Origin of the sequence: Mesorhizobium sp. M1066, from assembly GCF_040318635.1 — a bacterium.
GTDB lineage: Bacteria > Pseudomonadota > Alphaproteobacteria > Rhizobiales > Rhizobiaceae > Mesorhizobium.
Window position 1 is genome coordinate 69,999 of the sequence record NZ_JAMYMR010000006.1, and the last position, 23,372, is coordinate 93,370.

The 23,372-nt window shown below is 63.2% G+C and carries 25 protein-coding genes; 13 read left to right on the top strand and 12 right to left on the bottom strand.

What is annotated here, in order from left to right; all coding sequences use genetic code 11:
• Window positions 1–8 precede the first annotated feature (8 nt).
• Together NKH52_RS11345 and trxB are read right to left on the bottom strand one after the other, a co-directional pair.
• Window positions 9–905 (bottom strand): LysR family transcriptional regulator, encoded by an 897-nt coding sequence (locus tag NKH52_RS11345; RefSeq protein ID WP_023809733.1) that lies wholly within the window; start codon window positions 903–905, stop codon window positions 9–11.
• Window positions 906–984: 79 nt separating this feature from the next.
• Window positions 985–1,959 carry a thioredoxin-disulfide reductase gene (trxB, locus tag NKH52_RS11350; RefSeq protein WP_023809734.1) on the bottom strand — a complete coding sequence of 325 codons (975 nt, stop codon included), beginning with the start codon at window positions 1,957–1,959 and terminating at the stop codon, window positions 985–987.
• A gap of 248 nt (window positions 1,960–2,207) precedes the next feature.
• On the opposite strand from trxB, the gene NKH52_RS11355 reads away from it, so the two are divergent.
• Both NKH52_RS11355 and NKH52_RS11360 read left to right on the top strand, forming a co-directional pair.
• Window positions 2,208–2,687 (top strand): Lrp/AsnC family transcriptional regulator, encoded by a 480-nt coding sequence (locus tag NKH52_RS11355; RefSeq protein ID WP_023809735.1) that lies wholly within the window; start codon window positions 2,208–2,210, stop codon window positions 2,685–2,687.
• A 252-nt stretch (window positions 2,688–2,939) separates the two neighbouring features.
• Complete coding sequence (locus NKH52_RS11360) at window positions 2,940–3,734, top strand: glycosyltransferase family 2 protein (protein WP_352729921.1); 795 nt, start codon at window positions 2,940–2,942, stop codon at window positions 3,732–3,734.
• A 4-nt stretch (window positions 3,735–3,738) separates the two neighbouring features.
• Here NKH52_RS11360 and NKH52_RS11365 read toward each other — a convergent pair whose 3' ends face one another.
• From NKH52_RS11365 to NKH52_RS11380, 4 genes are all read right to left on the bottom strand, one after another.
• Window positions 3,739–4,398, bottom strand: a complete 660-nt coding sequence (locus NKH52_RS11365) for an HAD family hydrolase (RefSeq protein WP_352729923.1) — start codon at window positions 4,396–4,398, stop codon at window positions 3,739–3,741.
• Entirely contained in the window at window positions 4,391–4,963 is a 573-nt protein-coding gene (locus NKH52_RS11370; protein WP_023809738.1) for a D-sedoheptulose-7-phosphate isomerase, read from the bottom strand. The genes NKH52_RS11365 and NKH52_RS11370 overlap by 8 nt, the downstream gene beginning before the upstream one ends.
• A gap of 7 nt (window positions 4,964–4,970) precedes the next feature.
• On the bottom strand, window positions 4,971–6,464 hold the full coding sequence (gene rfaE1, locus NKH52_RS11375; RefSeq protein WP_352729925.1) for a D-glycero-beta-D-manno-heptose-7-phosphate kinase: 1,494 nt from the start codon (window positions 6,462–6,464) through the stop codon (window positions 4,971–4,973).
• Between the two features lie 144 nt (window positions 6,465–6,608).
• Complete coding sequence (locus tag NKH52_RS11380; RefSeq protein WP_352729927.1) at window positions 6,609–7,241, bottom strand: LysE family translocator; 633 nt, start codon at window positions 7,239–7,241, stop codon at window positions 6,609–6,611.
• 163 nt (window positions 7,242–7,404) lie between these two features.
• On the opposite strand from NKH52_RS11380, the gene rfaD reads away from it, so the two are divergent.
• From rfaD to waaC, 3 genes are read left to right on the top strand one after another with little or no spacing between them, the layout of a single operon-like run.
• A complete protein-coding gene (gene rfaD, locus NKH52_RS11385; protein ID WP_352677317.1) occupies window positions 7,405–8,355 on the top strand; it encodes an ADP-glyceromanno-heptose 6-epimerase in 951 nt (316 codons plus the stop codon).
• A complete protein-coding gene (gene waaF / locus NKH52_RS11390; RefSeq protein ID WP_352729929.1) occupies window positions 8,328–9,335 on the top strand; it encodes a lipopolysaccharide heptosyltransferase II in 1,008 nt (335 codons plus the stop codon). Before rfaD ends, waaF begins: the two co-directional genes overlap by 28 nt.
• Window positions 9,332–10,321 carry a lipopolysaccharide heptosyltransferase I gene (gene waaC / locus NKH52_RS11395; RefSeq protein ID WP_352729931.1) on the top strand — a complete coding sequence of 330 codons (990 nt, stop codon included), beginning with the start codon at window positions 9,332–9,334 and terminating at the stop codon, window positions 10,319–10,321. The genes waaF and waaC overlap by 4 nt, the downstream gene beginning before the upstream one ends.
• A gap of 239 nt (window positions 10,322–10,560) precedes the next feature.
• Here waaC and greA read toward each other — a convergent pair whose 3' ends face one another.
• Complete coding sequence (gene greA, locus NKH52_RS11400; protein WP_013530066.1) at window positions 10,561–11,034, bottom strand: transcription elongation factor GreA; 474 nt, start codon at window positions 11,032–11,034, stop codon at window positions 10,561–10,563.
• Window positions 11,035–11,304: 270 nt separating this feature from the next.
• On the bottom strand, window positions 11,305–11,844 hold the full coding sequence (locus tag NKH52_RS11405; protein WP_352729933.1) for a tetratricopeptide repeat protein: 540 nt from the start codon (window positions 11,842–11,844) through the stop codon (window positions 11,305–11,307).
• Window positions 11,845–11,987: 143 nt separating this feature from the next.
• On the opposite strand from NKH52_RS11405, the gene NKH52_RS11410 reads away from it, so the two are divergent.
• The 3 genes from NKH52_RS11410 to NKH52_RS11420 all read left to right on the top strand — a co-directional run bounded on the left by NKH52_RS11410 (window position 11,988) and on the right by NKH52_RS11420 (window position 14,560).
• Window positions 11,988–12,413, top strand: a complete 426-nt coding sequence (locus NKH52_RS11410; protein ID WP_013530064.1) for a DUF3775 domain-containing protein — start codon at window positions 11,988–11,990, stop codon at window positions 12,411–12,413.
• Between the two features lie 187 nt (window positions 12,414–12,600).
• On the top strand, window positions 12,601–13,638 hold the full coding sequence (locus NKH52_RS11415; RefSeq protein WP_352730154.1) for an extensin-like domain-containing protein: 1,038 nt from the start codon (window positions 12,601–12,603) through the stop codon (window positions 13,636–13,638).
• 115 nt (window positions 13,639–13,753) lie between these two features.
• Window positions 13,754–14,560, top strand: a complete 807-nt coding sequence (locus tag NKH52_RS11420; protein ID WP_013530062.1) for an extensin-like domain-containing protein — start codon at window positions 13,754–13,756, stop codon at window positions 14,558–14,560.
• 12 nt (window positions 14,561–14,572) lie between these two features.
• Here NKH52_RS11420 and NKH52_RS11425 read toward each other — a convergent pair whose 3' ends face one another.
• Window positions 14,573–15,286, bottom strand: coding sequence for a gamma-glutamylcyclotransferase (locus NKH52_RS11425; RefSeq protein WP_352729936.1), 714 nt, complete (start codon window positions 15,284–15,286; stop codon window positions 14,573–14,575).
• A gap of 110 nt (window positions 15,287–15,396) precedes the next feature.
• Between NKH52_RS11425 and NKH52_RS11430 the strand changes: the two genes are divergently transcribed.
• A complete protein-coding gene (locus tag NKH52_RS11430) occupies window positions 15,397–16,104 on the top strand; it encodes an LssY C-terminal domain-containing protein (protein WP_352729938.1) in 708 nt (235 codons plus the stop codon).
• Window positions 16,105–16,117: 13 nt separating this feature from the next.
• Here NKH52_RS11430 and NKH52_RS11435 read toward each other — a convergent pair whose 3' ends face one another.
• Window positions 16,118–17,140 carry a zinc-dependent alcohol dehydrogenase family protein gene (locus tag NKH52_RS11435; RefSeq protein WP_023809749.1) on the bottom strand — a complete coding sequence of 341 codons (1,023 nt, stop codon included), beginning with the start codon at window positions 17,138–17,140 and terminating at the stop codon, window positions 16,118–16,120.
• A gap of 127 nt (window positions 17,141–17,267) precedes the next feature.
• Between NKH52_RS11435 and NKH52_RS11440 the strand changes: the two genes are divergently transcribed.
• Both NKH52_RS11440 and NKH52_RS11445 read left to right on the top strand, forming a co-directional pair.
• Window positions 17,268–18,182 (top strand): LysR family transcriptional regulator, encoded by a 915-nt coding sequence (locus tag NKH52_RS11440; protein WP_023809750.1) that lies wholly within the window; start codon window positions 17,268–17,270, stop codon window positions 18,180–18,182.
• Window positions 18,183–18,257: 75 nt separating this feature from the next.
• Window positions 18,258–19,568 carry a hemolysin family protein gene (locus tag NKH52_RS11445; RefSeq protein WP_352729940.1) on the top strand — a complete coding sequence of 437 codons (1,311 nt, stop codon included), beginning with the start codon at window positions 18,258–18,260 and terminating at the stop codon, window positions 19,566–19,568.
• Between the two features lie 26 nt (window positions 19,569–19,594).
• Here the strand turns inward: NKH52_RS11445 and NKH52_RS11450 are convergent, their stop codons facing one another.
• Entirely contained in the window at window positions 19,595–19,849 is a 255-nt protein-coding gene (locus NKH52_RS11450; protein ID WP_352729942.1) for a DUF1127 domain-containing protein, read from the bottom strand.
• Between the two features lie 230 nt (window positions 19,850–20,079).
• Between NKH52_RS11450 and NKH52_RS11455 the strand changes: the two genes are divergently transcribed.
• Window positions 20,080–21,585 carry a winged helix-turn-helix domain-containing tetratricopeptide repeat protein gene (locus NKH52_RS11455; protein ID WP_352629990.1) on the top strand — a complete coding sequence of 502 codons (1,506 nt, stop codon included), beginning with the start codon at window positions 20,080–20,082 and terminating at the stop codon, window positions 21,583–21,585.
• A 55-nt stretch (window positions 21,586–21,640) separates the two neighbouring features.
• Here the strand turns inward: NKH52_RS11455 and NKH52_RS11460 are convergent, their stop codons facing one another.
• On the bottom strand, window positions 21,641–22,339 hold the full coding sequence (locus tag NKH52_RS11460) for a CGNR zinc finger domain-containing protein (RefSeq protein ID WP_352729944.1): 699 nt from the start codon (window positions 22,337–22,339) through the stop codon (window positions 21,641–21,643).
• Between the two features lie 116 nt (window positions 22,340–22,455).
• Here NKH52_RS11460 and NKH52_RS11465 point away from each other — a divergent pair, with 116 nt between their 5' ends.
• Complete coding sequence (locus NKH52_RS11465) at window positions 22,456–23,364, top strand: alpha/beta fold hydrolase (RefSeq protein ID WP_352729945.1); 909 nt, start codon at window positions 22,456–22,458, stop codon at window positions 23,362–23,364.
• Window positions 23,365–23,372 lie beyond the last annotated feature (8 nt).

The window sequence follows — 23,372 nt, forward strand, 5'->3', positions numbered from 1 at the left end:
ACATGTCTCTAGAATGACCAGCTTCTGGCCTTCGCGATAATGAAATCGCGGAACACGTGCAGCTTGGCCTGGTTCTTCATCGCGTCCGGATAGGCAAAATAGGTGTCGAAAGACGGCACCTCGGTCTCCGGCAGCAGCTGCACGAGGTCGGAGTCCTTGCTGATCACATAGTCGGGCAGCATGGCGATGCCGGCACCACCCTGCACCGCACGCTTGATCGACAATATGTCGTTGATCTGCAGCGTCGGCACCCTTTGTCCGCCTTCGAAATCACCGACCGTTTCCAGCCAGTTCAGCTCCGACAGATGCGACGGCACCGGCACGCCGAAGGTGACGATGCGATGGGCCTTCAGCTCGGCGACGGAAGACGGCTTGCCATGCTTGGCGACATAGGATGGGGCCGCGTAGAGGTGGAAGTGCACGGTGAACAGGCGGCGCTGGATCAGGTCCGGCTGCTGCGGCTGGCGCAGCCGGATGGCGCAATCGGCCTGGCGCATGGTGAGATCGAGTTCCTCGTTGGCGAGGATCAGCTGCAGGCTGATTTCGGGATAGAGTTCGATGAATTCCTGCACCCGCTCGGTCAGCCAGCCGGCGCCCAGCCCCACCGTCGTCGTCACCCGCAGCACGCCCGACGGGCGATCCTTGGTCTCGGTCAGTCGGGACTTGATGGTCTCCAGCTTCATCAGCACGTCATGCGCCGTGCGAAACAGCATCTCACCCTGCTCGGTCAGCACCAGCCCGCGGGCGTGGCGGTTGAACAGCGGCACGCCGACATCATGCTCGAGTGCGCTGACCTGCCGCGAGATCGCCGATTGCGACAGATGCAATGTCTCGGCCGCATGGGTAAACGACCCCGCCTCCGCCGCAGCGTGAAACACGCGTAGCTTGTCCCAGTCCAACGCCATGATTCCCCTCGTTCTGTTTTGGCGTCTGAATGAAAAATCAGGCTTTTACACGGCGTTTCTAAGCCGCTCTCTGAACTCTCTACTCGGCCGCTTCGCGATGCACTTCGATGCCGGCCAGATACTTTTCCGCCTCGAGCGCGGCCATGCAGCCGAGCCCCGCTGCCGTCACCGCCTGGCGGTAGATATCGTCGGTCACATCGCCGGCCGCGAACACGCCCGGCACATCGGTGCGGGTCGAATCCGGCGCCGTCCACAGATAGCCGTTCGGCTTCTGCTTGAGCTTGCCGGCGAACAGTTCAACCGCCGGCGCATGGCCGATGGCCACGAACACGCCGTCGACCTTGAGGTGCGACACCTCGCCGGTCACCGCATGCTTGAGCTTCAGCCCCTCGACCGAGGGCGGCAGCGGCGTCTTGCCGGGCCGGCCGGTGATCTCATCGACGATCGTGTCCCAGATGACGCGGACATTGTCCTTCTTCAGAAGCCGCTCGCGCAGGATACGTTCGGCGCGAAAGTCGCTGCGCCTGTGGATGACCGTCACGCTCTTGGCGAGATTGGACAGATAGAGCGCCTCTTCCACCGCTGAATTGCCGCCGCCGATCACCGCGACATCCTTGCCCCGGTAGAAGAAGCCGTCGCAGGTGGCGCAGGCCGAGACTCCAAAACCCATGAAGTCCTGCTCGGTCGGGATGCCCAGCCATTTCGCTTGCGCGCCGGTGGCGATGATCAGCGCGTCGGCGGTGTAGGTGGTGCCGGAATCGCCCTTGGCACGGAACGGTCGCACGTTGAGATCGACCTCGGTGATGATGTCGTTGATGATGTCGGTGCCGACATGCTCGGCCTGTTTCAGCATCTGCTCCATCAGCCACGGACCCTGGATCGGGTCGGCGAAGCCTGGATAGTTCTCGACATCGGTGGTGATCATCAACTGCCCGCCCTGCTGCAGGCCGGCGACCAGCATCGGCTTCAGCATGGCGCGGGCGGCATAGACCGCCGCCGTATAGCCGGCCGGGCCGGAACCGATGATGAGAACGGGCGCGTGCTTGGTGGTCATCTAAAGCCTCTGCGGAGGGCTGCCGGCAATTGCGGCATGGAAAACTCGATCGTTGTCGCGCGTAATGTAAGTGTTGCCCACGACGCCAGCAAGGCAAGTTGGAGTTCGTCCCCGGAAAGCTTTGTCACACCTGTCGCCCGCTGATCCCGCGAAATATTCCGGGCGAAGGATGGAATGGACAGCGAAGTCGTTTAATTACAAAATCACGCAAGATTCTTGCGTATTGCCCCTCATGGTTGAGAACCCCCATGCCGCTCAAGGCCGACCTCGACGCCATCGACTGGAAGATCCTGCGCGAATTGCAGGGCGACGGCCGCATGACCAATGTCGAACTGTCGAACCGCGTCGGCATTTCGGCACCGCCATGCCTGCGCCGCGTCAAGCGCCTGGAGGAAGCCGGCATCATCCGTGGCTACCGTGCCTTGCTCAATGCGCCAGCGCTCGGCCTCGATGTCGTTGCCTTCTGCCTGGTCGGCCTGCATCATCAGGCCGATGCCGAGCTGCGTATCTTTGCCGAGCGCACCCGCGGCTGGCCGATCGTACGCGACGCCTGGATGGTGTCGGGCGAATCCGATTTCCTGCTGCATTGCGTGGCGAGCGACCTTGGCGCCTTCCAGACCTTCGTCATCGAGGAACTGACCTCGACCCCGAATGTCGACACGGTGCGAACCGCGCTCACCATCCGCCGGGTCAAGGACGAAGGGCTGGTCTCGTTCGCACAGCCTTGAGCCGGTTGAACCGCAGCGGGCTTTCGCCGATGCGGCTTGAGCGCCCCGCCATATCAGCGCCGCTTTGGCGTTCGATAGACTCTTCCGTGAAGCCGGATGTTCTGCCGTAGCCGTCTTGTTGGTTTCCTAGAGCAATTCCAGAAAAAGTGTGTAACGGTTTTCCTGGGGAAAGCGCATAGCGCTTTCGGGATTGCGTAAACAAGTGGCGCAGGGCAGCCCAATTCCGAGAATTGTGTGCCGTGGGGTGGGACGATGACTCGATTTTCTAGCCCGGTTTCGGCGCTGGTCATCTGCATGAACGAGGCCGATATGATCGGCGAGTGCCTGGAAAGCGTCGATTTCTGCGCCGAGATCATCGTCGTCGATTCGGGCTCGACGGACAGCACTCTGGACGTCGTCAATGGGTACATCGCCAAAGGCTACCCGATAAGGCTGTTTCACAACGATTGGCCGGGCTTTCCTCGTCAGCGGCAATTCGCGCTCGATCAGGCCACGCAACCATGGTGCCTTTCGATTGAAGCCGACGAGGCCATCGACGACGTGCTCAGGCAGTCAATCATGAATGTGACCCAGCTTGGGAGTGACGCCTTCGACGGATGGTACATCAGACGCCGCGACAAGCTGAAGGGCTATGGCTATGCGCACCGCTGGGTGCTTCACAACAGGCTGCTGCGTCTTTTCCGCCGCGACAAGGCCATGATGGACCTTAATCTGCGGGTCCATGAGTCGTTCGAGGTGCCAGGCGAAACCGGCACGATAGAAAATGGCGTGCTGCTGCATCGCCGCGAAATGACCATTGCCGAGGATCTGGCAAGAGCCAACACCTACTCCAGCCTCAAGGTTGCCACGCTGGTCGAACGAGCCAAGAAGCCGGGCCTGATAAGACTGGTGCTGTCGCCTCTCGGCAACTTCCTGAAGTTCTACCTGGCCAAGCGCTACTTCCTGTGCGGCCGGCACGGGTTCGTCTATTCGATGCTGGTGATGCTGTATTCGTTCGCGACAGAGGCCAAGCTTTATGAAGCCTGGCGAGACAAAGATCGGATGTAAGCCGTCACGGCGCGCCCGAGGCGGTGCCAAGCACAGCTATTGCGGCGAGCAGGCCGTCGAAATCCGCGCGGTCGCACCAAGGCCGAATTGTGAAGCCCGATCGGACAGCTGCTTGCCCGTCTACCAGCCAGCCCTGCGCGAGGCCGGCGCGTTGTCCCGCCTCCATGTCGGCCTCCTTGTCGCCGACGATCAGCGAACGCCGCAGATCGAGCCCGAGGCGCCCGGCCGCCTCCAGCAGCATGCCCGGATTGGGCTTGCGCATCGGATGATCAGCGACCGCAAGCACACCGGTGCCAGCTTCGTGATAGGCGCAGGCGACGACCATATCGACGAACGCATTGTCGGCGCGCAGCAGCTCGAGCACGCGGCCGTTGACGGCAGCGAAATCGCCCCAGCCGAAATAGCCACGCGCGATGCCCGACTGGTTAGTGACGATGATGACCGGAATGCCGGCCCGGTTGGCGGCAGCTATCACCGCGGCTATGTCCGCGCGCAGCACCATTTCGGCAGGATCATCCGGATAGCCCGTATCGACATTGATGGTGCCGTCGCGATCGAGGAATAGCGCCGGCGAGCCGGCGGCGAACAGCCTTGAGCCGACCTGCTCGACCCATAGGCCAGGCTCCGCCAGCGGATAGCGGCTAGAGGTCGGGGGATCAGCCATTGCTGAGGCGCGCTTCGACCACCTCGCACAAATGATGGTAAAGGCACAGATGCCCCTGCTGGATGATCGGCGTCGAGGTCGACGGCACGTTGAGCAGGATATCGGACAGAGGCTTCAGCTTGCCGCCAGTGTCGCCGGTCATGCCGATCACCGTCATGTCCATCCTCCGCGCCTGTTCGGCGGCGGCAAGGATGCTCGGCGAATTGCCGCTGGTCGAGATCGCCAGGAGCACCCCGCCGGCGGCGCCATGCGCCTCGACCTGGCGCGAAAAAACCGTGTCGAATCCATAGTCGTTGCCCCAGGCGGTCAGCACCGCTGCATTGGCCGGCAGCGCGATGACATTGTAGGCCTTGCGCTCCTTGAGAAAGCGGCCGACCAGTTCGCCGGCAATGTGGATGGCGTCGCTGGCCGAGCCGCCATTGCCGGCGATGAGCAAGGCTTTCCCCGACGAAAGCGCCGTCACCACGGCGCTCGCTGCCCGCCCCATCTCACCGGTCAGGTCCCGTTCGACCATGGCTGATATGGCAGCCGCGGAGCGGACAAGATAATCGTTCAACTCGGACATGAAACCCTCAGTTTGTGGTGCCGCCGGCGCGCAATTTGCCAATGGTGTTGGTGGTGCTTTTTCCGGCGACCAGATCGACCAGCACGACGCGTCCGCCGGCCTTCTGCACCACATCGGCGCCGACCACGGTGTCGACCGTGTAATCGGCCCCCTTGACCAGTATGTCGGGCAGCAGCGCTTCGATCAGCGCCAGCGGCGTATCTTCCTCGAACACCACGACCGCATCGACCGAGGCAAGTGCTGCCAGCACGCAGGCGCGGTCGTGCTGGTCGTTGACCGGGCGCCCGGCGCCCTTCAGTCGCCGCACCGAGGCATCGCTGTTAAGGCCAAGCACCAGCCGGTCGCACTGGCTGCGCGCCGCGTGCAGCAAGCTGACATGGCCGGCATGCAGGATGTCGAAGCAGCCGTTGGTGAAGCCGACGCTCAGGCCCTCTTCCTTCCACGCCGCCACCATGCGGGCGGCCGACGTGGCGTCGAGGATGGCGTCCTTGTGGGCCGTCGGCCCATGCGAACGGAACAGCGCGCCGGTGAGTTCTTCAACCGTCAGCCGCGCGGTGCCGCGTTTTCCCACCACGACGCCACCAGCGGCATTGGCGATCGAAGCGGCCATGACCGTATCGGCGCCCACGGCCAGCGCCAGCGCGAAGCTCGCGATCACCGTGTCGCCGGCGCCCGAAACGTCGAACACTTCGCGCGCCTGGGTGGCAATGTGGCGCGCCTCGTCGGGGCCGACCACGCTCATGCCCTTTTCGCTGCGCGTCGCAACGACGAAATCGAAACCATGTGCCGAAATCAGCTCGCGTGCGGCAGCCACGATCTCGTCATCGGCGAACACCGCATGGCCCGCGGCCTCGCCGAGTTCCTTGCGGTTGGGGGTGATGGCGGTCGCCCCGGCATAGCTGGCGTAATCGCGGCCCTTCGGGTCGACCAGCACCGGCTTTCCAGCCTCGCGGCAGATGGCGATCAAGTCGCCGGCGACGCCGTCGAGCAGGATGCCCTTGCCGTAGTCGGACAGGATGACGATGTCGGCGCGCGTCAGTGCGGCGCGGAAATGCCGGATCAGGCCGGCTCGCTCCGCAGCACCCAACGGCTTGATTTCCTCCTCGTCGAAGCGCAGCACCTGCTGGTTGAGCGCGCTGAAGCGGCTTTTGGACGAGGTCATGCGACCACGCTCCTGCGCGAGGCCCGCCGTATCGGCGCCAAGCTCGCCGAGCATCCGCACCAGGCTATCGCCTGCCACATCGGTGCCGATGACCGAGACGGGAACAGCGGCAGCACCAAGCGAAACGATGTTGGCCACGACATTGCCGGCACCGCCCATGGTCGAGGTCTCGCCGCGCCCGTGCAGCACCGGGATCGGCGCCTCCGGCGAGATCCGCTCGATGACGCCGTTGACGAAACGATCGAGGATGAAGTCGCCGACCACCAGCACGGTGGCCTGGCCGAACCGCGCAATGGCGCGGTGCAACGGTTCGGGAGAAGGCGGATTGTGCTTGATCATGTCACTGGCAACACAGGGAAAAGGCCGATTTTCAATTCTCATAAGTGCTCATCAATCGACTGGTCGGATCGCTCATGGCGAAAGCCGATATACCGCAAATTCATACAGCGCAACGGCAGGCATGATCCCGGCAGGCTCGGGCGGTCAGCTCTTCTGCAGGGCGACATGGACGCCCAGCCCGACCAGCACAGCCCCTCCCGCCCGTTGCATCAGCCGCTGTGCCCGGCTCGAACGCCGCAAACGGCCGATCACGGCGCCCGCCAGGAACACACAGACGATATCGGCCGAGGAGAACATCAGATTAACGATCGTGCCGAGCACGACGAACTGCAGCCAGACCGGAAACGCCGCCGAGGCGTCGATGAATTGCGGCAGGAACGCCATGAAGAAGATCGCTGTCTTCGGATTGAGCACCTCGACGGTGATGCTCTCGAAAAAGGCGCGCCGTGCCGATTTGCGCTCGATCGCAGGCAGCGCCGCCTCGCCGTCCGCGCGCTTGCGAAACAGCGCGACGCCAAGCCAGATCAGATAGAGCGCGCCGACCAGCTTGACCGCCAGGTAGAGCGTCGGCACGGCATGAAACAGCACCGACAGCCCGGCAGCCGCGGCGAAAACATGCACGTAGCCGCCCAGATGGATGCCAAGTGCCGCCGTCAGGCCGGACCAGCGGCCGCGCGCCATCGTCTGCGCGGCGGCATAGAGCATGGCCGGGCCTGGAATGTAGGCGAAGATCGCCGTGGTGGCGAAAAACGCGATGAGCAGTTCGGTCGATGGCATTTTTGGTCCCTCACGATCATGCTGAGCGGCACGAACCGACTGAAGCGGCAGCTTTGCGGCGCCACTGTGACATCCAGCCTGCTGCCTGCTTTATCGACAGCCCACCCTGCCTCCCTTATAAGGGCCGGAATCGACAAGTGAAACGCGTATCAGGGCCAACAATATGATCATCGTCACGGGCGGCGCCGGCATGATCGGCTCCAACATCGTCGCCGCGCTGAATGCCGAAGGGCATGACGACATCCTCGTCGTCGACGACCTTACCGACGGTCACAAGATCGCCAATCTTGCCGATCTCAAGATCGCCGACTATCTCGACAAGGACGACTTTCTGCCCCGCATGGAGGCAGGCTCGCTCGGCCGCATCGAGGCCGTCTTCCACCAGGGCGCCTGCTCGACCACCACCGAGTGGAACGGCAAGTTCATGATGGAGGTGAACTACGCCTTCTCGAAACGGCTGCTGCACGCAAGCCAGGCGCTGCGCGTGCCCTTCCTCTACGCCTCCTCGGCTTCCGTCTATGGCGGCGGCTCGGAGTTTCGCGAGGATCCGGCGCTCGAGCGGCCGCTCAACGTCTACGCCTATTCCAAGAAGCTGTTCGACGACTTCGTCAGGCGCACTGTCTTCGATACCGACCATTCACAGGTCGTGGGCTTGCGTTACTTCAACGTCTATGGCCCGCGCGAAGCGCACAAGGGCGCCATGGCCTCCGTCGCCTTCCATCTGTTCAACCAGGTCGAACGCGGCGAGAACCCGAAACTGTTCGGCGCCTATGACGGGTTCGGGCCCGGCGAACAAAGCCGCGACTTCATCCATGTCGGCGACGTCGCCGACGTCAATCTGTGGCTGTGGAAACAGGGCTCAAGCGGCATCTTCAATTGCGGCACCGGCCGTGCCCAGCCCTTCCGCGCCATAGCCGAAACAGTGATCGACACGCTGGGCAAGGGCGAGATCGAGTTCATCACCTTCCCCGACCATCTCAAGGGCAGCTACCAGAGCTTTACGCAAGCTGATATGTCCCGTTTGCGCGCGGCCGGTTACAATGGCCAATTCCGGACAGTGGAAACCGGTGTCAGAGACTATGTCGAATGGCTGAAAGCCCAACGATCCTCGTGATCGGCCCACGCTGGGTGGGCGACATGGTGATGGCGCAGTGCCTGTTTTCGGCGCTGAAGGAGTTGCATCCCAACGCCGCCATCGATGTGCTGGCGCCGGCCTGGGCAGCACCCCTGGTCAAGCGCATGCCCGAAATCCGCCAGCAGATCGACTTTCCGCTCAAACCCGGTGCGCTCGAATTCACCCATCGGCGCCGCTTCGGCCGCCTGCTGCGCGGCCGCTACGACATCGCCTATGTCCTGCCGGGCAGCTGGAAGTCGGCGCTGATCCCGTTCTTTGCCAGCATTCCGCGCCGGGTCGGCAACCTGCGCGAGATGCGCTATGGCCTGTTGACCGACATCGTGCCATTGCCCGACAGCATCAAACGACGCACCGCGCAGGCCTATTTCGGCCTTGCCCAGGGCGGTGGTTTCCGGGCGCCACGGCTTAGCGTGGACACGAAAAACCAGGTCGACCTGCTCGGCCGGTTCGGCCTAGCGCCGCAGAAATTCGTGGCCCTGATGCCCGGCGCCGAATTCGGCCCGGCCAAGCGCTGGCCCAGCGAAAGTTATGCCGGGCTTGCCCGCGATTTCATGGGCAAAGGCTTGAAGGTCGCTCTGTTCGGCTCGAAGAACGACCGCGACGTGACGGCGGAGATCGCGGCCCAGGCCCCCGGCGTCGTCGATCTCGCCGGACAGACGCGGCTGGAGGACGCCATCGACCTGATATCCGCCGCAAGGCTGGCCGTGTCCAACGACAGCGGGCTGATGCATGTCGCGGCCGCCGTCGGTACGCCGATCGTCGCCGTCTACGGCTCGACCTCGCCCGAGAACACGCCACCGCTGGCCGAGCACCGGGAACTGGTCTGGCTTAGCCTGTCGTGCTCGCCCTGCCACCAGAAGGTCTGCCCGCTCGGCCATCTCAACTGCCTGAAGACGCTGGAAGTCGGCCAAGTCGCGGCAGCGGCGGAGCGGCTGCTGGACATCCCGGCAGCGGCATGAAGGTGCTGATCGTCAAGACGTCATCGATGGGCGATGTCATTCACACCTTTCCGGCCGTCGAGGATGCCCGTCGCAACCGCCCGGACCTGACCTTCGACTGGTGCGTCGAAGAGGCATTTGCCGGTATCGTCGCGCTTCACCCGGCGATCGACCGGATTCATACGGTGGCGATCCGGCGCTGGCGCAGGGCGCTGCTCGACGGCGGCACCTGGCGCGAGGCGGCCGCCCTGCGGCGGACCTTGCGCGATTGCCGGTACGACCTCGTCATCGATGCGCAAGGCCTCCTGAAATCGGCTCTGGTGGCAAGACAGGTGGGCTCCCCCATTGCCGGCTTCGACCGTTCGAGCGCGCGCGAACCTTCTGCGACGCTGTTCTACGATGCCACTTATCCCGTGCCGCGCGACCTGCACGCCATCGAGCGGACACGGCGGCTGTTCGGGCTGGCGCTCGGCTATCAGCCCGATCTTTCGACCCTGGACTCCGGCATCGTGCCGCCCGCCGGCACTCTGGCGGGCCCTTCTGGAAAAACCGCCTTCCTGCTGCACGGCACCAGCCGCGAAGACAAGAAATGGCCGGCCGAAGACTGGATTGAAACCGCCCGCCTGCTGGCTGAACGTGGGATGACGCCGGTCACCACATGGTCGAACGAGCGCGAGAAGGCCGTGGCCGAAGCCATTGCCAAGGCAGTGCCATCGACAGTTGTGGTGCCAAAGTCACCGCTGGCCGACATCGCTGCGTTCATCGGCCGCTCGGAACTGGTCATCGGCGCCGACACCGGGCTGACCCATCTCGCCAGCGCCTTCGGCCTGCCAACGGTTGCGGTGTTCCTGGCGACCGAGCCAGGGTTGACGGGGCCTCGCGGGCAATATGCGTCGACGCTTTTGGCCCCGCCCGGGAAGCGTGTGATGCCGGCGGAGGTGGTGGCGGAGGCAGAAAGGCTGGCGGGACTCCAGGTCCTTGGCAAGGCCAACGCTGGCAAGAACTGAAGTCAATCGGAAAGGCTGGCGCTGCCCTCATCCGCCTGCCGGCACCTTCTCCCCGTAACGACGGGGAGAAGGGATCTGAACGCAAGGCCAGCGTCTATTCTGCTACGTTGAAAATTGGCGAAATCGTCGATGAGAGCATCTTTCTCCCCGTCACTATACGGGGAGAAATGCCCGGCAGGGCAATGAGGGGCGGCGCAAACCTCAGCTTAAAAGTCGCAGCCGCGCCCCCCTCGAATTCCCTAGATGAACTGCACCTGGACGATCTCATACCCCCTGGCTCCGCCAGGCGCATTGACTTCGATGGCGTCGCCGACTTCCTTGCCGATGAGCGCACGCGCGATCGGCGAGGAGATCGAGATGCGGCCGGACTTCACGTCCGCCTCCTGGTCGCCGACGATCCGGTAGGTCTTCTTTTCCTCGGTGTCCTCGTCGACCAGCACCACGGTGGCGCCGAACTTGATCTTGTCGCCGCTGAGCTTGCTGACGTCGATCACCTCGGCCCGCGCGATATAATCTTCAAGCTCGTTGACGCGGCCCTCGTTGAGGCTCTGCGCCTCTTTGGCGGCATGATATTCGGCATTTTCGGACAGGTCGCCATGCGAGCGCGCTTCGGAGATCGCCTCGATGATGCGCGGCCGCTCTTCCTGCTGGCGCCAGCGCAGTTCTTCCTTCAATGACGCGAACCCCTCGCCTGTCATCGGGACCTTGTTCATGATGCCTGACCTTTCCTGCTGCCACCCCCGCGTTTCGGGGAAAGCCTTGTCGATGGTACAAAAAGAAAACGGGTCCGGCAGCCTCGGGCTAACGGAACCGTTTCACCGCAATTTCCCTGAATATAGCAATCTTCGCGGGTTTTTCACGCCCAAAAATCGGTTTTGTAAAAATCATCCCCGCATTCATCAGCCGGGGGCGGTGAATGAGACTGGGGCAACAAAAAAGCGGCCGCGATCGCTCGCGGCCGCTTAAAAGAGCCCTGGAACCTTTCAGCTTCGCGTAAAATGGTCGATCTGCTCGGCCAGCATGCCGTATTCGCGCGAACCCTTGCCGGTCCGCTTCTCGATTTCCATCAGCTGTTGCTGGGCCCCGGCCAGATCGCCGATCTGCAGATGCGCTTCGCCGAGATATTCGCGCACCAGCGTATAGTTCGGATCGATGCGCAGCGCTTCCTCGTAATAGCCGAGGCCGACGGTGACGCGGCCGGAATGGCGGTGCGAATAGCCGAGATAGTTGAGGATGCGCGGATCCTGCTTGTTGGCGGCAAGGCTGAGCACGGCGATCGCCTCGTCATAGCGCCCGGCCATCGCCAACGCATGGCCAGCATCATAGATGCTGTCGTCGTCGAGCATGCCCTCCTGGGGTGCGACGCACTTTTTCTTCTTCTTGTCCCAGACTTCGCCCTTCTTGCATTGGGTGACGGTCTGATCGCTGCCGCCACTGTCGCCGCCGGCGGCGAACACCGGAACGGCAAGGAACTGCAGCGCGACAAGGGCAGTCGCCGCCTGGATCAGCACTCTTTTATGCATCGAAACCTCCTGGAGGGGTGAGAATGCAACACTAACGCCGGTCGGCTTGCGTTTCATCCCGGAAAATTACGTGCGGGAGAACATCAGGTGACGGATGCTGCGAATCCGCTATCATCCGGCAAACGACCTGAGGGAGACGGCCCTTGCAGCGGCGGCTTGAAAAGGACTGGGAGCTTTCGATCGGCCCCGACACGGTGCGCTTGTTCATCCTCAAGGCCAAGGCGCTGAGTGCGGCCGTCAATGAAGACTATGCCGATGGCGCCGAGCACGAGGTCGAGCTCGACGGCGAGTCCCATGTCAACCATCACCATGACGGCCTTGCCGAGGAAAGCTCGGAGAATCTGACCGAGGAAGAGCTGCGCGAGCTGATAAACGACCTCAATGTCGATGAAGCAGCCGAGCTGATCGCGCTGGCCTGGGTCGGTCGCGGCGACTACGACGCCACAGAATGGGCGGACGCGCTGGCGGCAGCGCGCGAACGCGCCAACAAGCGCACCGCGAAATACCTGCTCGGCATGCCGCTGCTCGCCGACTGGCTGGAGGAAGGGCTGGAAGCGATCGGTGCGTAACGACGCGGTTACCGTTCGTGATGGGGCCAAGGCAACTTTCCTCGCGTCGGCGCCGTTGACGGCGATGGGGTCGATTGTCTTTTCCCGAATATGCAGGATCGCGTTCGTCATGACCGTCACGGTCTTGCTGGTGATGCCGGCCGAGGCGAGACATCGCCATCGGCATCACGAGCCGTTGACACCGAGGATAGAGCAGCCGTTGACACCAAGAGCCGAACAGCCCCTTAAACCGCGAGGCGGAAAGCGCCTGAAACCACGAAGACACCGGTCGGTGACGCCGAAGCAGGCACAGCAGAAAGCGCTGCCGCCGCTGCCCTTGCCTGCCAATGTTCCGATGCCCAGACCCGGCATTTCGGGATCCGGACCCGCCATTCCGGTGCCGGAACCACGCCCGGCGGACGCTGCGAACACAGCCGGCGCGCCCGACCGTTCCAATGAAGAAAAATCCCGCCAGGAAAAGCAGGCACTTCCCGAGCCGCCGGCTCCCGAACCCTCAACCGATACGGAAAGCGAACCGGAGCCGCCCGCGGTCGCGCCAACGCCGACACCAAAACCCGACATCGCGGAGCCCGAGGCTCAGCCGCCCAACATTGGCCCGCAGCCGCCGCACAAGCCGGCCGATGCAGACGACGAGAAGATGCTGCCAGACCCGCGCTCGGCCGACTTGCCCGATGAAAAAATGCCAGCCGGGGAAGTCGCATGCCGCGAACGGCTGAAGACGCTCGGCGTCGAATTCGAAGAACACAAGGCGGAAAGCCAGCCTGAAATCGGCTGTTCGATCCCCTACCCCATCGTGCTGAAGACCCTTGGAAAGTCCGTAGCCATCGGCCCCGGCGCCGAGCTCAACTGCAAGATGGCCGAGGCAACGGCGCGTTTTGCCGCCGATGTCATCCAGCCGGCTGCGAAAGCCGAATTCGGTGCGGACCTGAAATCGATCGGCCAGGCGTCGGCCTTTGTCTGCCGGCCACGCAACGGCACACGAAAACTGTCAGAACACGCGTTCGGCAACGCACTCGACATCGCCAGCTTCACGCTGTCGGACGGCAAGAAGATCGAGGTCGGCCCGGCGCCGCCGGAGAAAGACGCTAAATTCCTCAATGCCGTGCGCAAGGCGGCCTGTGGACCCTTCAAGACGGTGCTCGGTCCGGGCGCCGATCCGGATCATTCCCTGCATTTCCATCTCGATCTCGAACCGCGCCGGCATGGCGGCACGTTTTGCCAGTGAACATGGCTGATCCAGCCGCGTGCCGCAATTCGGCCGCAGGCATGAACGCCGGCGCTGAGTTTTCCTTTACCCTTGATCGTTAAAATGCCGGATATCCATCAACGGGATTCCGCCAATGGCCGGCAAATTTCGGGCCGTGTTTTTCGCCACCGCGCGCCAGTCAAAATATGCAGCAATGCTGACCGCCGGCTTGGCGCTGGCGGCGCTTTCCGCCTGCAACACCGGCAGTGTGCTGTCGCTGCAGCCGGCCGTCGACGTCGGCGCGCAGACGGCTGCCGTGCCGCAATATGCCGGCATGCAGAAGCTTGTTCCTTCCAATCCATACATGACGCAGGCCGCTTATCCGCGCATGGACGAGCCGATGTCGCCCGTCGAGCAGATGCCGGCCAGCGAAACCGACTGCCGGCAGCAATTGAAGCGCCTCGATGTCGCCTACACCGACCTGGCGCCGATCCATGAAGGCCAGTGCGGCATCGATTATCCGGTCAAGGTTTCGGCCATCGGCAACATCCAGATGAAACCCGCCGCGACCCTGACCTGCGACATGGCCGCCACCTTTGCCGGCTGGACGAAGAACGAGCTCGTCCCCTCCGCCCGCTGGCGTTATTTCTCCGGCGTCAAGACCATCCACCAGGGCTCCAGCTATTCCTGCCGCAGGATTGCCGGCGAAGGTGTCCTGTCCGAGCACGGCAAGGGCAATGCGCTCGACGTCATGAGCATCGAACTCAACAATGGCGACGACATCGACGTGCGCAAGCCCGGCCTGTTCGCCTTCCGCACCCGGGGCTTCCTCAACAATGTACGCGCCGACGGCTGCCAGTATTTCACCACCGTGCTCGGCCCCGGCTACAATTACGACCACCGCAACCATTTCCATTTCGACATCAAGAACCGCAAGAACGGTTATCGCGCCTGCCGTTAGAAAGAGATCAGCCTAGTCGGCGCCACCGGTTGAAGCGGCGATTTGCCGTGCAACCAAGTCCTGGATGCGCCAGAGATTCCGGTCGCGGATGCCGCTCTCTTCAAGCTTGCTCACGGTCCTGAACAAATACTGCGCCGAAGAGCCCCAATGACCGGCAGCCCGTGCCAGAGTGTCGGCAACCTGCTCCAATGGCAACCGGCCGGCATAGGCCCTGCCGTCCGGCGCGGCGACGAAGGCCAAGGCATGCAGCGGCCCGTCCTTGGTCTTGACCTTGATCCAGCATGGCACGTTGGTTGGCGGGTTGGCATCGATCTCGCGGCGCATCAACTGGCCGAGTTGTCCGAAATGGCCTTCCGCGGGCAGCCGATAGACGATGCCGTTGCAACTGCCGCCTCGATCGAGCGCCAGCATGAGGGCCGGCAAATCACGGGTTCCGCGCGAGCGGGTCAGCTTCAGGCAAAACGAGCGGTGCCATCCCGGCGCCGTGGCCGGGCGCTGCTCGACATGGGCGAATTCGGGGTTCCAGATCAACGACCCGTAGGCAAAGACCCAAAGCGTGTCGGGACGATGCTGCGAAAGCAGCTTTTCGACCAGGCCATCGAACTCCGCATCGGTGTGCTCGCTGGTTCCGGGCTCTGGCCCGGGATCAGGCTCAACACGCTCAACTTGCGCGACAAGCTCGGCGGTCAACGCCATTGGCTTGCGGCCTGCCAGCTTCCGCTCCATTGCTGCCCCCGCGAAGAAACGATGGCCCACGATAGAGCGGCGGCGCGCTGCTGGCCATTGATTTCCAGGGTCCGTCGGGCAACAGATACCGCACGGATCGGGCGGCGTTCATGAGCCAGCGAAGTTTTCGGCGACGCGTTGCAATCTGGGTGGCGACCTTGCTGGCCGCCTATCTGGCGCTCGCCTATTTCGCCGCACCGGAATTCTGGACGTTTCACGATCGCGGCTTTCGCAAGCACAGCTTCGAGATGGTGACGCACACGCCGCAAGGCATTCCGGGCGATCCCATCAATGTCGGTCTTGTCGGTACGCGAAAGGAAGTAGTCCACGCCTTCGCCGTCGCCGGCTGGGACACCGCCGACGCCGTGACCCTGAAGACCGCGATCGAGATCGGTGAAAGCGTGCTGTTCGACCACCCCTACCCCGATGCGCCGGTCAGCAGGCTGCTGTTCGATGGCCGCGCCCAGGATCTCGCCTTCGAAAAGCCGGAGGGCCTCAGCGCCGACCGCCGGCATCATGTGCGCTTCTGGCAGACCGAGGCAAGCGGCGACGATGGCCGGCCGCTGTGGCTGGGCTCGGCCAGCTTCGATCGCGGCGTCGGCCTCAGCCACGACACCGGCGCCGTCACCCACCATATCGGCCCCGACATCGACGCCGAGCGCGATTTCCTGATGCGCGACCTGGCCACCGCCGGCACGCTGATCTCGACCAGCGACATATCGGGCGTCGGCGCCACCAGTACGGGCCGCAATGGCGGCGGCGATCCCTATTTCACGGATGGCGAGGCGATTGTCGGCATGTTGAAGCAGCTGCCATGACCCACCGCAAAAGTCAGTTCGTGGTGATCACGATCTTGCCGAACGGCCCTTTCTCCAGATGCTGCAAGGCCTGTGGCACCTCGTCGAAGCCAAAGACCTTGTCGATGACCGGCTTGATCGCCAGCGCCTCGATCGCCTGATTCATACGTTCGAAGGCGCGGCGATGGCCGACCGACAGGCCCTGCACGGTGATGCGGTTGCGCATGAAGGGCACGATAGGGAAGCTGAGCTCCATCGCGCCCAGCAGGCCGATGATCGACAGCCGGCCGTCGGCGGCCAGCGCGTTCAGCGATCGCCGTGCATTGTCGCCGCCGACCATTTCCAGCACGTGGTTGACGCCCAGCCCATTCGTCAGCTCACGCGCGGCCTCGTCCCAGGCCGGTTGCGTGCGGTAGTTGATCCCTTGCCAGGCGCCGAGCTTTCTTGCCCGCTCAAGCTTTTCGTCGCTGCTTGAGGTGACGATGGCGCGCAGGCCGAACGCGGTGGCGAACTGCAGCGCAAACAGCGACACGCCGCCGGTGCCCTGGATCAGAATGGTCTGGCCCGGCACCGGTCTGGTCGCTTCGGCCATGGCGAACCAGGCCGTCAGCGCCGCAATCGGCAATGTCGCGGCCTCGATGTCGCCGAGCGATGGCGGCGCCAGCACCGCGGCGTCCTCGCCGAAGATGACATGATCGGAAAGCATGCCCGACAGCGACGACCCCAGCGTGTGCTTATGCAGCACTGGCGGTGCGTCGCCATCCGGCCAATCGGCGATCACCTGGCCGAGCACGCGCTGGCCGACCTGAAAGCGGCTGACCGCACTGCCGACGGCCACCACTTCACCCACCGCGTCGGATGTCGGCACGAAGGGAAAGGCAAGATCGGGGACCAGCACGCCGTCTACGATCATCTTGTCCTTGTAGTTGAGCGACACGGCCTTGGTCCGCACCAGCAAATCGTGCGGCCCTGGCTCGGGTACCTTGCCTTCCACCTGGCTTAGCCTCGACAGGCCAAAACCGCTCATCTGCCAGGATCTGTTGATTGGGGTGCTCATGTCGCGTCGCGCTCCGTGCGTTGATGCCAGGCGAGACATTTATGCCTTTCGACTATAGAAAATAGTGCTTTCGTGCGGTATAATTTGACACTGGTTGCGGACTAAAAGTCGACAATAGGAAATCGCCATGGAAACGGCCGACCTGCAAGGCATCGTCGCGTTCGTTCAGGCGGTGGAGGCCGGCAGCTTCACCAGCGCCGGCGAGCGGCTGCATGTGACGAAGTCGGCGATCGGCAAATCGATCGCGCAGCTGGAGCAGAGACTCGGCGTTCGCTTGCTGAACCGCACCACCCGCAGCCTCAGTCCGACCAGCGAAGGCGTCAGCTATTATGAAGCTTGCGTCCGGGCCCTTGCCGAGATCGAAGCCGCACAGTCGCTGCTTGCCTCGCGCCGGCAGGTCCCGTCTGGCCGGCTTCGGATCGACGTGCCGCTGGCCTTCGGCCGACGCTGCGTGGCCCCCGTGCTGTTCGAGATTTCGAGGGAATTTCCGGACCTGACGGTGGAAGTCTCCTTCAATGACCGCCGCGTCGACCTGATCGAGGAGGGCATCGACCTGGCGATCCGCATGGGCGAACTCGACGACAGCCTGTCGCTTGCGGCCAGGCGCCTCTACGCCCAGCGCTCGGCCATATGCGCGGCTCCCGACTATCTCGACAGGCATGGCCGGCCGCAATCGGTCGAGGATCTCGCCGATCACAGCGTCATTGGCTACGGTCGCGAGGGCATCGTCCGTCCCTGGGTGATCAGGCATTCCGACGGCCATCTCGCAACCTTCATGCCCAAGGCGCGACTCGTTCTCGGCCATGGCGAACCGATGCTGGATGCAGCGCTCGCCGGCTGCGGCATCGCCTTCCTGCCGACATGGCTGGCCGCCGACAGCCTCAAAAGCGGCGATCTCGAAATGGTGCTGTCGGACTGCCTGGTCGAGAACATCGTCGTGCATGCCGTCTGGCCGGTAACGCGCGCGCTCACGCCAAAGGTACGGGTTGTCGTCGACGCCCTCGTCGAACATTTTTCGACGCCGCCCTGGGATGCCGCGTGACCGAAATGCCGGTCATTTCTCAAAAATCACGTCAGACTATTTTCGAAGACCGCGCCGCAATGCTATTGACCGCTCATGTTATACGTAGAAATCGCTATCGTGGTCGTCCTCATCTGTGTGAACGGCCTTCTGTCGATGTCCGAACTTGCCATCGTCTCGTCGCGACCGGCCCGGCTGAAAGCGATGATCGACCGCGGCATCAATGGCGCCGGCCGCGCGCTCGAGCTTGGCTCGAATCCCGGCAAGTTCCTCTCCTCGGTGCAGATCGGCATCACCCTGGTCGGCGTCCTCTCCGGCGCCTTTTCCGGCGCCACGCTCGGCGAACGGCTGGCGCAGTTCCTGGCCTCGACCGGCATCCGCGAGACCGTCGCCGATCCGCTCGGCGTCGGCATCGTCGTCGCCATCATCACCTATTTCTCGCTGATCGTCGGCGAGCTGGTGCCCAAGCAGATTGCCTTGCGCGACCCAGAGCGGGTCGCCGCCAGGGTCGCTCCGGCAATGACCATCCTCGCCACCATCTCGGCGCCGCTGGTCTTCCTGCTCGACTTCTCCGGCCGCACCATATTGTGGCTGCTCGGCCAGCGCGGCGAAAGCGAGGAGAAGGTCACCGATGAGGAGATCAAGATGCTGGTCGCCGAGGCCGAGCATCACGGCACCATCGAATCCGACGAGCGGCGCATGATCGCCGGCGTCATGCGGCTTGGCGACCGCGCCGTGCGCGCGGTGATGACGCCGCGCACCGAGGTCGACTGGATCAATCTGCAATCCGACGAGGCGGCCATCCGCAAGCTGCTCATGGAAACCCAGCATTCGCGCCTGCCGGCAGGTGACGGCGGCGTCGATGTCATGATCGGCGTCGTCCAGACGCGTGACGTGCTGGCGGCGTTGCTTGCCGGCCGCGTGCTCGACCCGCGCAGGCATGTGCGCGCAGCCCCCATCGTCTACGACCAGGCCGACGCGCTGGATGTGCTGCAGAAGCTGAAGGAATCCGACGTGCCGATGGCGCTGGTGCATGACGAATACGGCCATTTCGAAGGCATCGTCACCCCGGCCGACATTCTGGAAGCCATCACCGGCGTGTTCCGCGCGGACACAGACGCCGGCGACGAGGAGAACGCGGTCAAGCGCGAGGACGGCTCGTGGCTGCTCGCCGGCTACATGCAGGCCGACGAGATGGCCGACATTCTCGGCATCGACCTGCCGGAAAATCGCGATTACGAAACCGTCGCCGGTTATGTGCTGTCGCACATGCACCATCTGCCGGCGACCGGCGAATGCGTCGACGCGCAGGGCTGGCGCTTCGAGGTGGTCGATCTCGACGGCCGCCGCATCGACAAGCTGATCGCCACCCGCCTGGCCGGCGCCCATCGCGAGGCGGTGCGCTGACGCCCGACACGATTGCGGCACTCGCTCTATCGTTCCCAGAAGGACTTGGCGATCTCTCCCTCGACCTGCTGTATCGTCAGGCCGATGTCGTCGATCAGATGCGGATTGTCCTTCGACATCTGCCTGAGTTGCCAGCGAAAGCGTATCCGTTCGCGCCAGGTCCGATCGTGCCAGCTCGCTATGATGCTTCGCAGGGTCTTCAGGAGCCGGCGCGATGCCGGCCGCACGGGCGTTCCCGGTCGCGCTGCACAACGCTGGGCTGATGCAAGTGTATTGGTCATGGCAACCTCCATATGGTTTGAGGGCCTAGGGCTCTCGATGAGGTTGAATTCTGCAGGATACGGACGGCGCCGTAATTAAGCCCTCCCAAATAGTTCTCAAAACTTCCAAACGAGCTAGAGCAGTTCACCGGTTCACGGAACCGGTAACCTACTCTAACCCTTTGTTTTGACGCAATTCCGAACAGAAAACCGCTTCACACTTTTCCTGGAATTGCTCTATAGATGCGTCTATGGGATCGCGTTTTGCCTTTGGTCCGTTCGTGCTTGATCCGGGTGCGGGAACGCTGCTTCGGAACGACGTCCCCGTTGCCGTTGGCTATCGCGGGCTGAGCCTGCTTGCAGCACTCGTCGGGCGGCCCGGTGAAATCTTGGGAAAGGCCGAGTTGATGGACGCTGCATGGCCGGGCACGGCCGTGGAGGAAGGCAACCTCACCGTCCAGATCGCGCAGTTGCGCAAGCTGCTTGGTCCTGTCGGCGAGAACGGCGAATGGATATCCACCGTTCCGCGCGTCGGCTACCGTTTCACGGGGGCCGTCGAACAGCTCGGCCAGGCCAAGCGAAAACCCTTGCCGCTGCCCGACAAACCATCGATAGCCGTGCTGCCCTTCGTAAATTTCAGCAACGATCCCGAGCAGGATTCCTTCGTGGACGGGTTGACTGAAGACCTGATCACCGACCTGTCCAGGATCTCCGGCCTGTTCGTCATCGCCCGCAACTCGACCTTTGCCTACAAGGGAAAAGCGATGGACGTGCGCGAGATCGCCGGGGACCTTGGCGTGCGCTACCTGCTGGAAGGCAGCGCAAGACGCGCCGCGGGGCGCGTGCGCATCAACGCACAGCTGGTTGACGCGGTGAGCGGCGATCATCTGTGGGCGGAACGCTTCGATCGCGGCCTGGACGACATCTTTGCCGTTCAGGACGAGGTGACGGCCAAGATCGTGGAGGCATTGCTTGGCCGTCTGCGCACGCTGCCGCCGCGCAACCGGCCCAGCAATCTCGAGGCTTACGATCTCTGCGTGCGAGCGCGCAAGCTGATCGACGACTCGCCGCAGATGGCGCAGGAAGCGCATCTGATGCTGACGCGCGCGGTGTCGCTCGATCCCGGATACGCCGAGCCCTATCGCTGGCTTGCCATGAACCACTGGATGGGACAGGTGCATTGGGGCGGACCAACCGAAGCTGCCCGCAGTGTTGCCTTGGAGCTGGCGCGCAAGGCCGTAGCGATCGATCCCAACGATGCCGGCTGTCGCTGGATCCTGGCCTACCTGCTTGCCTATGAGCGCAGCTTCACTGAAGCGGATGCGGAATTCGCCAAGGCGATCGAGCTCGACCCGAACGAGGCCGACACCTGGGCGGCATTGTCCGATATCGCGGTCCTGGCCGGCCGGGTCGAAGAGGGCCTCGAGCACATCCGCAAGGCGTTCCGGCTGAACCCGTTTCCGGCGAGCTGGTACTATCTGACGCTCGGCCAGGCGCAATATGCGGCGCGCGACTACCAAGCTGCTATCGAGACCCTGCGCCGTGACGAGACCTATCGCACAAGCTCACGCCGTTTCCTGGCGGCAAGCCTGGCGCAACTCGGCCGGCTGGACGAGGCGCGCGCGGAGGCCGAGCTGTTTCTCGTCGGCAACCCGCATTTCACAACCCATCACTGGGCGACGACCGAGCCATTCCGCGACGCCGCTACGCTCGAGCATTTCGTCGATGGTTTTCGCAAGGCCGGTCTTCCGGAGTGACGCGCCGGCATCCGGCCTGCCCACAGCAAAGGCGAAGTGGTGCGCTAACCCGGATCTAGGCATGGGCATGATCTCGGTGGCGCGAGACCTTCTCGCGGTTACCGCAGGTGCGCATGCTGCACCAGCGCCGCTTGCCGCCTCGCGACGTATCGAGGAAAAGCCAGCCACAGCGAGGGCAGGAATGCAGCCTGTCGCGCGGCAGGGTGAAGAACGCTTCGATCGACAGCATGGCCAGCAAGGCGGTGACGGCGTCCGGGTCCCGCCACCGGGCAAAGGCAAGCTTCGGTCTGGTGCGATCCAGCTCGATAGAGCCGGCGGCAAGCGAGCTTGCCGTGCGCGAGAATAACACGCCTAGAGCAGTTCCAGGAAAAGTGTGAAGCGGTTTTCCGTCCGGGATTGCGTCAAAACAAAGAGTTAGAGCAGCTCGCCGTTTCCGTGAAACGGTGAAATGATCTAGCGGCTCGACCGCGGACGGTTTGCCCGCGGCGATTGACTCGAAAACCTGAAATGACGCCTCCCGCACTTCGCGGACCCGTTCCACGAACCGCCCATCCGCTATCTCGGCAACGGCCTGCGCCTGGCGATCGTCGGCAAGCCCTGAGGCGTTGAACCAGTTCGCTACATCCCGGACGGACTTGAACAGTTCATTATCAGCTGCTGGCGCCTGCCTGTCGAACACGGCGTTCGACAGGTCCAAAGCGGGATGCCCGCCTATGAAGTGATCCGGCACCCATTCGGTGTGTGCATCGCCCATGGAACATAACCTCATTAGCCGGATTATACGGTTATGATGTAACCACTATCATACGGATATGTGGTTTCAAAGCCATAACACCGCCAGATCGGCGCGGAACCCCTGGGAGAGAGAGGATGTGCAGCAATCGTTACAAGACCCGCCACGAAACCATCAATGTCGACGGCCTCGACATCTTCTACCGTCATGCCGGCGATCCCGGCAGACCGGCAATCCTGCTGCTGCACGGATATCCGACTTCGTCGCACGTCTATCGCAATGTCATCGAACCGCTGGCGGAGACAGCCTATGTGGTGGCGCCGGATCTGCCCGGTTTCGGCTTTTCGTCCGCCCCTTCCATCGATGCTTATGACTACGCGTTCGAGAACCTGGCCAACACGATAGAAGCCTTCATCGAGGCCCTCGGCCTCCAGCGATTCTTCCTCTACATCACTGACTTCGGCACGCCCGTCGGCTATCATCTCGCCACACGGCGGCCGGATCGCATCCTCGGCCTGATCGCGCAGGACAGCAACGCTCATGACGAGGGGCTGGGACCGGAATGGGACGCGCCGAAGGCGTTCTTCGCCGAACCGACTGAAGAAAACCGCGCCAAACTGCCGGACTGGATGAATTTCGAGGGGACCCGGAACCAATATATCGGCGGTCTCCCCGAGCGTCTGAAGGTGTTGTTTCCGCCCGAGGGTTGGTATCTCGATACGGAGCGTCTGGCGAGGCCCGGCAACACCGACATTCAGTTCGAACTCTTCACCGATTATGGCTCGCACATCGCCCGCTTCCCGGCCATCCAGGCCTATCTCCGCGACCAACAGCCAGCATGCCTCGTGCTGTGGGGACGGCACGACGCCTTCTTCGCGCTGGACGAGATCATGGCCTACAGCCGCGAACTCGACGCAGTCGAAATCCATGTCTTTGAGAGCGGACACATGCTTCTCGAAACGCATCATCGCCAATGCGCGGCTCTCATCGCTCACTTCATCCACGAGGTGGAGACTGGGGTATTTCGCGAACCTGCCGGGCGCTGAACGTCGGC

Coding starts and splice junctions, on each gene's coding strand:
- NKH52_RS11380 (WP_352729927.1), bottom strand. CDS start 7,241: ATGCCATCGACCGAACTGCTCATCGCGTTTTTCGCCACCACGGCGATC.
- NKH52_RS11370 (WP_023809738.1), bottom strand. CDS start 4,963: ATGTCCGAGTTGAACGATTATCTTGTCCGCTCCGCGGCTGCCATATCA.
- waaC (WP_352729931.1), top strand. CDS start 9,332: ATGAAGGTGCTGATCGTCAAGACGTCATCGATGGGCGATGTCATTCAC.
- NKH52_RS11355 (WP_023809735.1), top strand. CDS start 2,208: ATGCCGCTCAAGGCCGACCTCGACGCCATCGACTGGAAGATCCTGCGC.
- NKH52_RS11420 (WP_013530062.1), top strand. CDS start 13,754: ATGGCCGGCAAATTTCGGGCCGTGTTTTTCGCCACCGCGCGCCAGTCA.
- NKH52_RS11430 (WP_352729938.1), top strand. CDS start 15,397: ATGAGCCAGCGAAGTTTTCGGCGACGCGTTGCAATCTGGGTGGCGACC.
- NKH52_RS11465 (WP_352729945.1), top strand. CDS start 22,456: ATGTGCAGCAATCGTTACAAGACCCGCCACGAAACCATCAATGTCGAC.
- trxB (WP_023809734.1), bottom strand. CDS start 1,959: ATGACCACCAAGCACGCGCCCGTTCTCATCATCGGTTCCGGCCCGGCC.
- rfaD (WP_352677317.1), top strand. CDS start 7,405: ATGATCATCGTCACGGGCGGCGCCGGCATGATCGGCTCCAACATCGTC.
- NKH52_RS11445 (WP_352729940.1), top strand. CDS start 18,258: ATGTTATACGTAGAAATCGCTATCGTGGTCGTCCTCATCTGTGTGAAC.
- waaF (WP_352729929.1), top strand. CDS start 8,328: ATGGCTGAAAGCCCAACGATCCTCGTGATCGGCCCACGCTGGGTGGGC.
- greA (WP_013530066.1), bottom strand. CDS start 11,034: ATGAACAAGGTCCCGATGACAGGCGAGGGGTTCGCGTCATTGAAGGAA.
- NKH52_RS11455 (WP_352629990.1), top strand. CDS start 20,080: ATGGGATCGCGTTTTGCCTTTGGTCCGTTCGTGCTTGATCCGGGTGCG.
- NKH52_RS11405 (WP_352729933.1), bottom strand. CDS start 11,844: ATGCATAAAAGAGTGCTGATCCAGGCGGCGACTGCCCTTGTCGCGCTG.
- NKH52_RS11460 (WP_352729944.1), bottom strand. CDS start 22,339: ATGGGCGATGCACACACCGAATGGGTGCCGGATCACTTCATAGGCGGG.
- NKH52_RS11345 (WP_023809733.1), bottom strand. CDS start 905: ATGGCGTTGGACTGGGACAAGCTACGCGTGTTTCACGCTGCGGCGGAG.
- rfaE1 (WP_352729925.1), bottom strand. CDS start 6,464: ATGATCAAGCACAATCCGCCTTCTCCCGAACCGTTGCACCGCGCCATT.
- NKH52_RS11435 (WP_023809749.1), bottom strand. CDS start 17,140: ATGAGCACCCCAATCAACAGATCCTGGCAGATGAGCGGTTTTGGCCTG.
- NKH52_RS11360 (WP_352729921.1), top strand. CDS start 2,940: ATGACTCGATTTTCTAGCCCGGTTTCGGCGCTGGTCATCTGCATGAAC.
- NKH52_RS11450 (WP_352729942.1), bottom strand. CDS start 19,849: ATGACCAATACACTTGCATCAGCCCAGCGTTGTGCAGCGCGACCGGGA.
- NKH52_RS11365 (WP_352729923.1), bottom strand. CDS start 4,398: ATGGCTGATCCCCCGACCTCTAGCCGCTATCCGCTGGCGGAGCCTGGC.
- NKH52_RS11425 (WP_352729936.1), bottom strand. CDS start 15,286: ATGGAGCGGAAGCTGGCAGGCCGCAAGCCAATGGCGTTGACCGCCGAG.
- NKH52_RS11440 (WP_023809750.1), top strand. CDS start 17,268: ATGGAAACGGCCGACCTGCAAGGCATCGTCGCGTTCGTTCAGGCGGTG.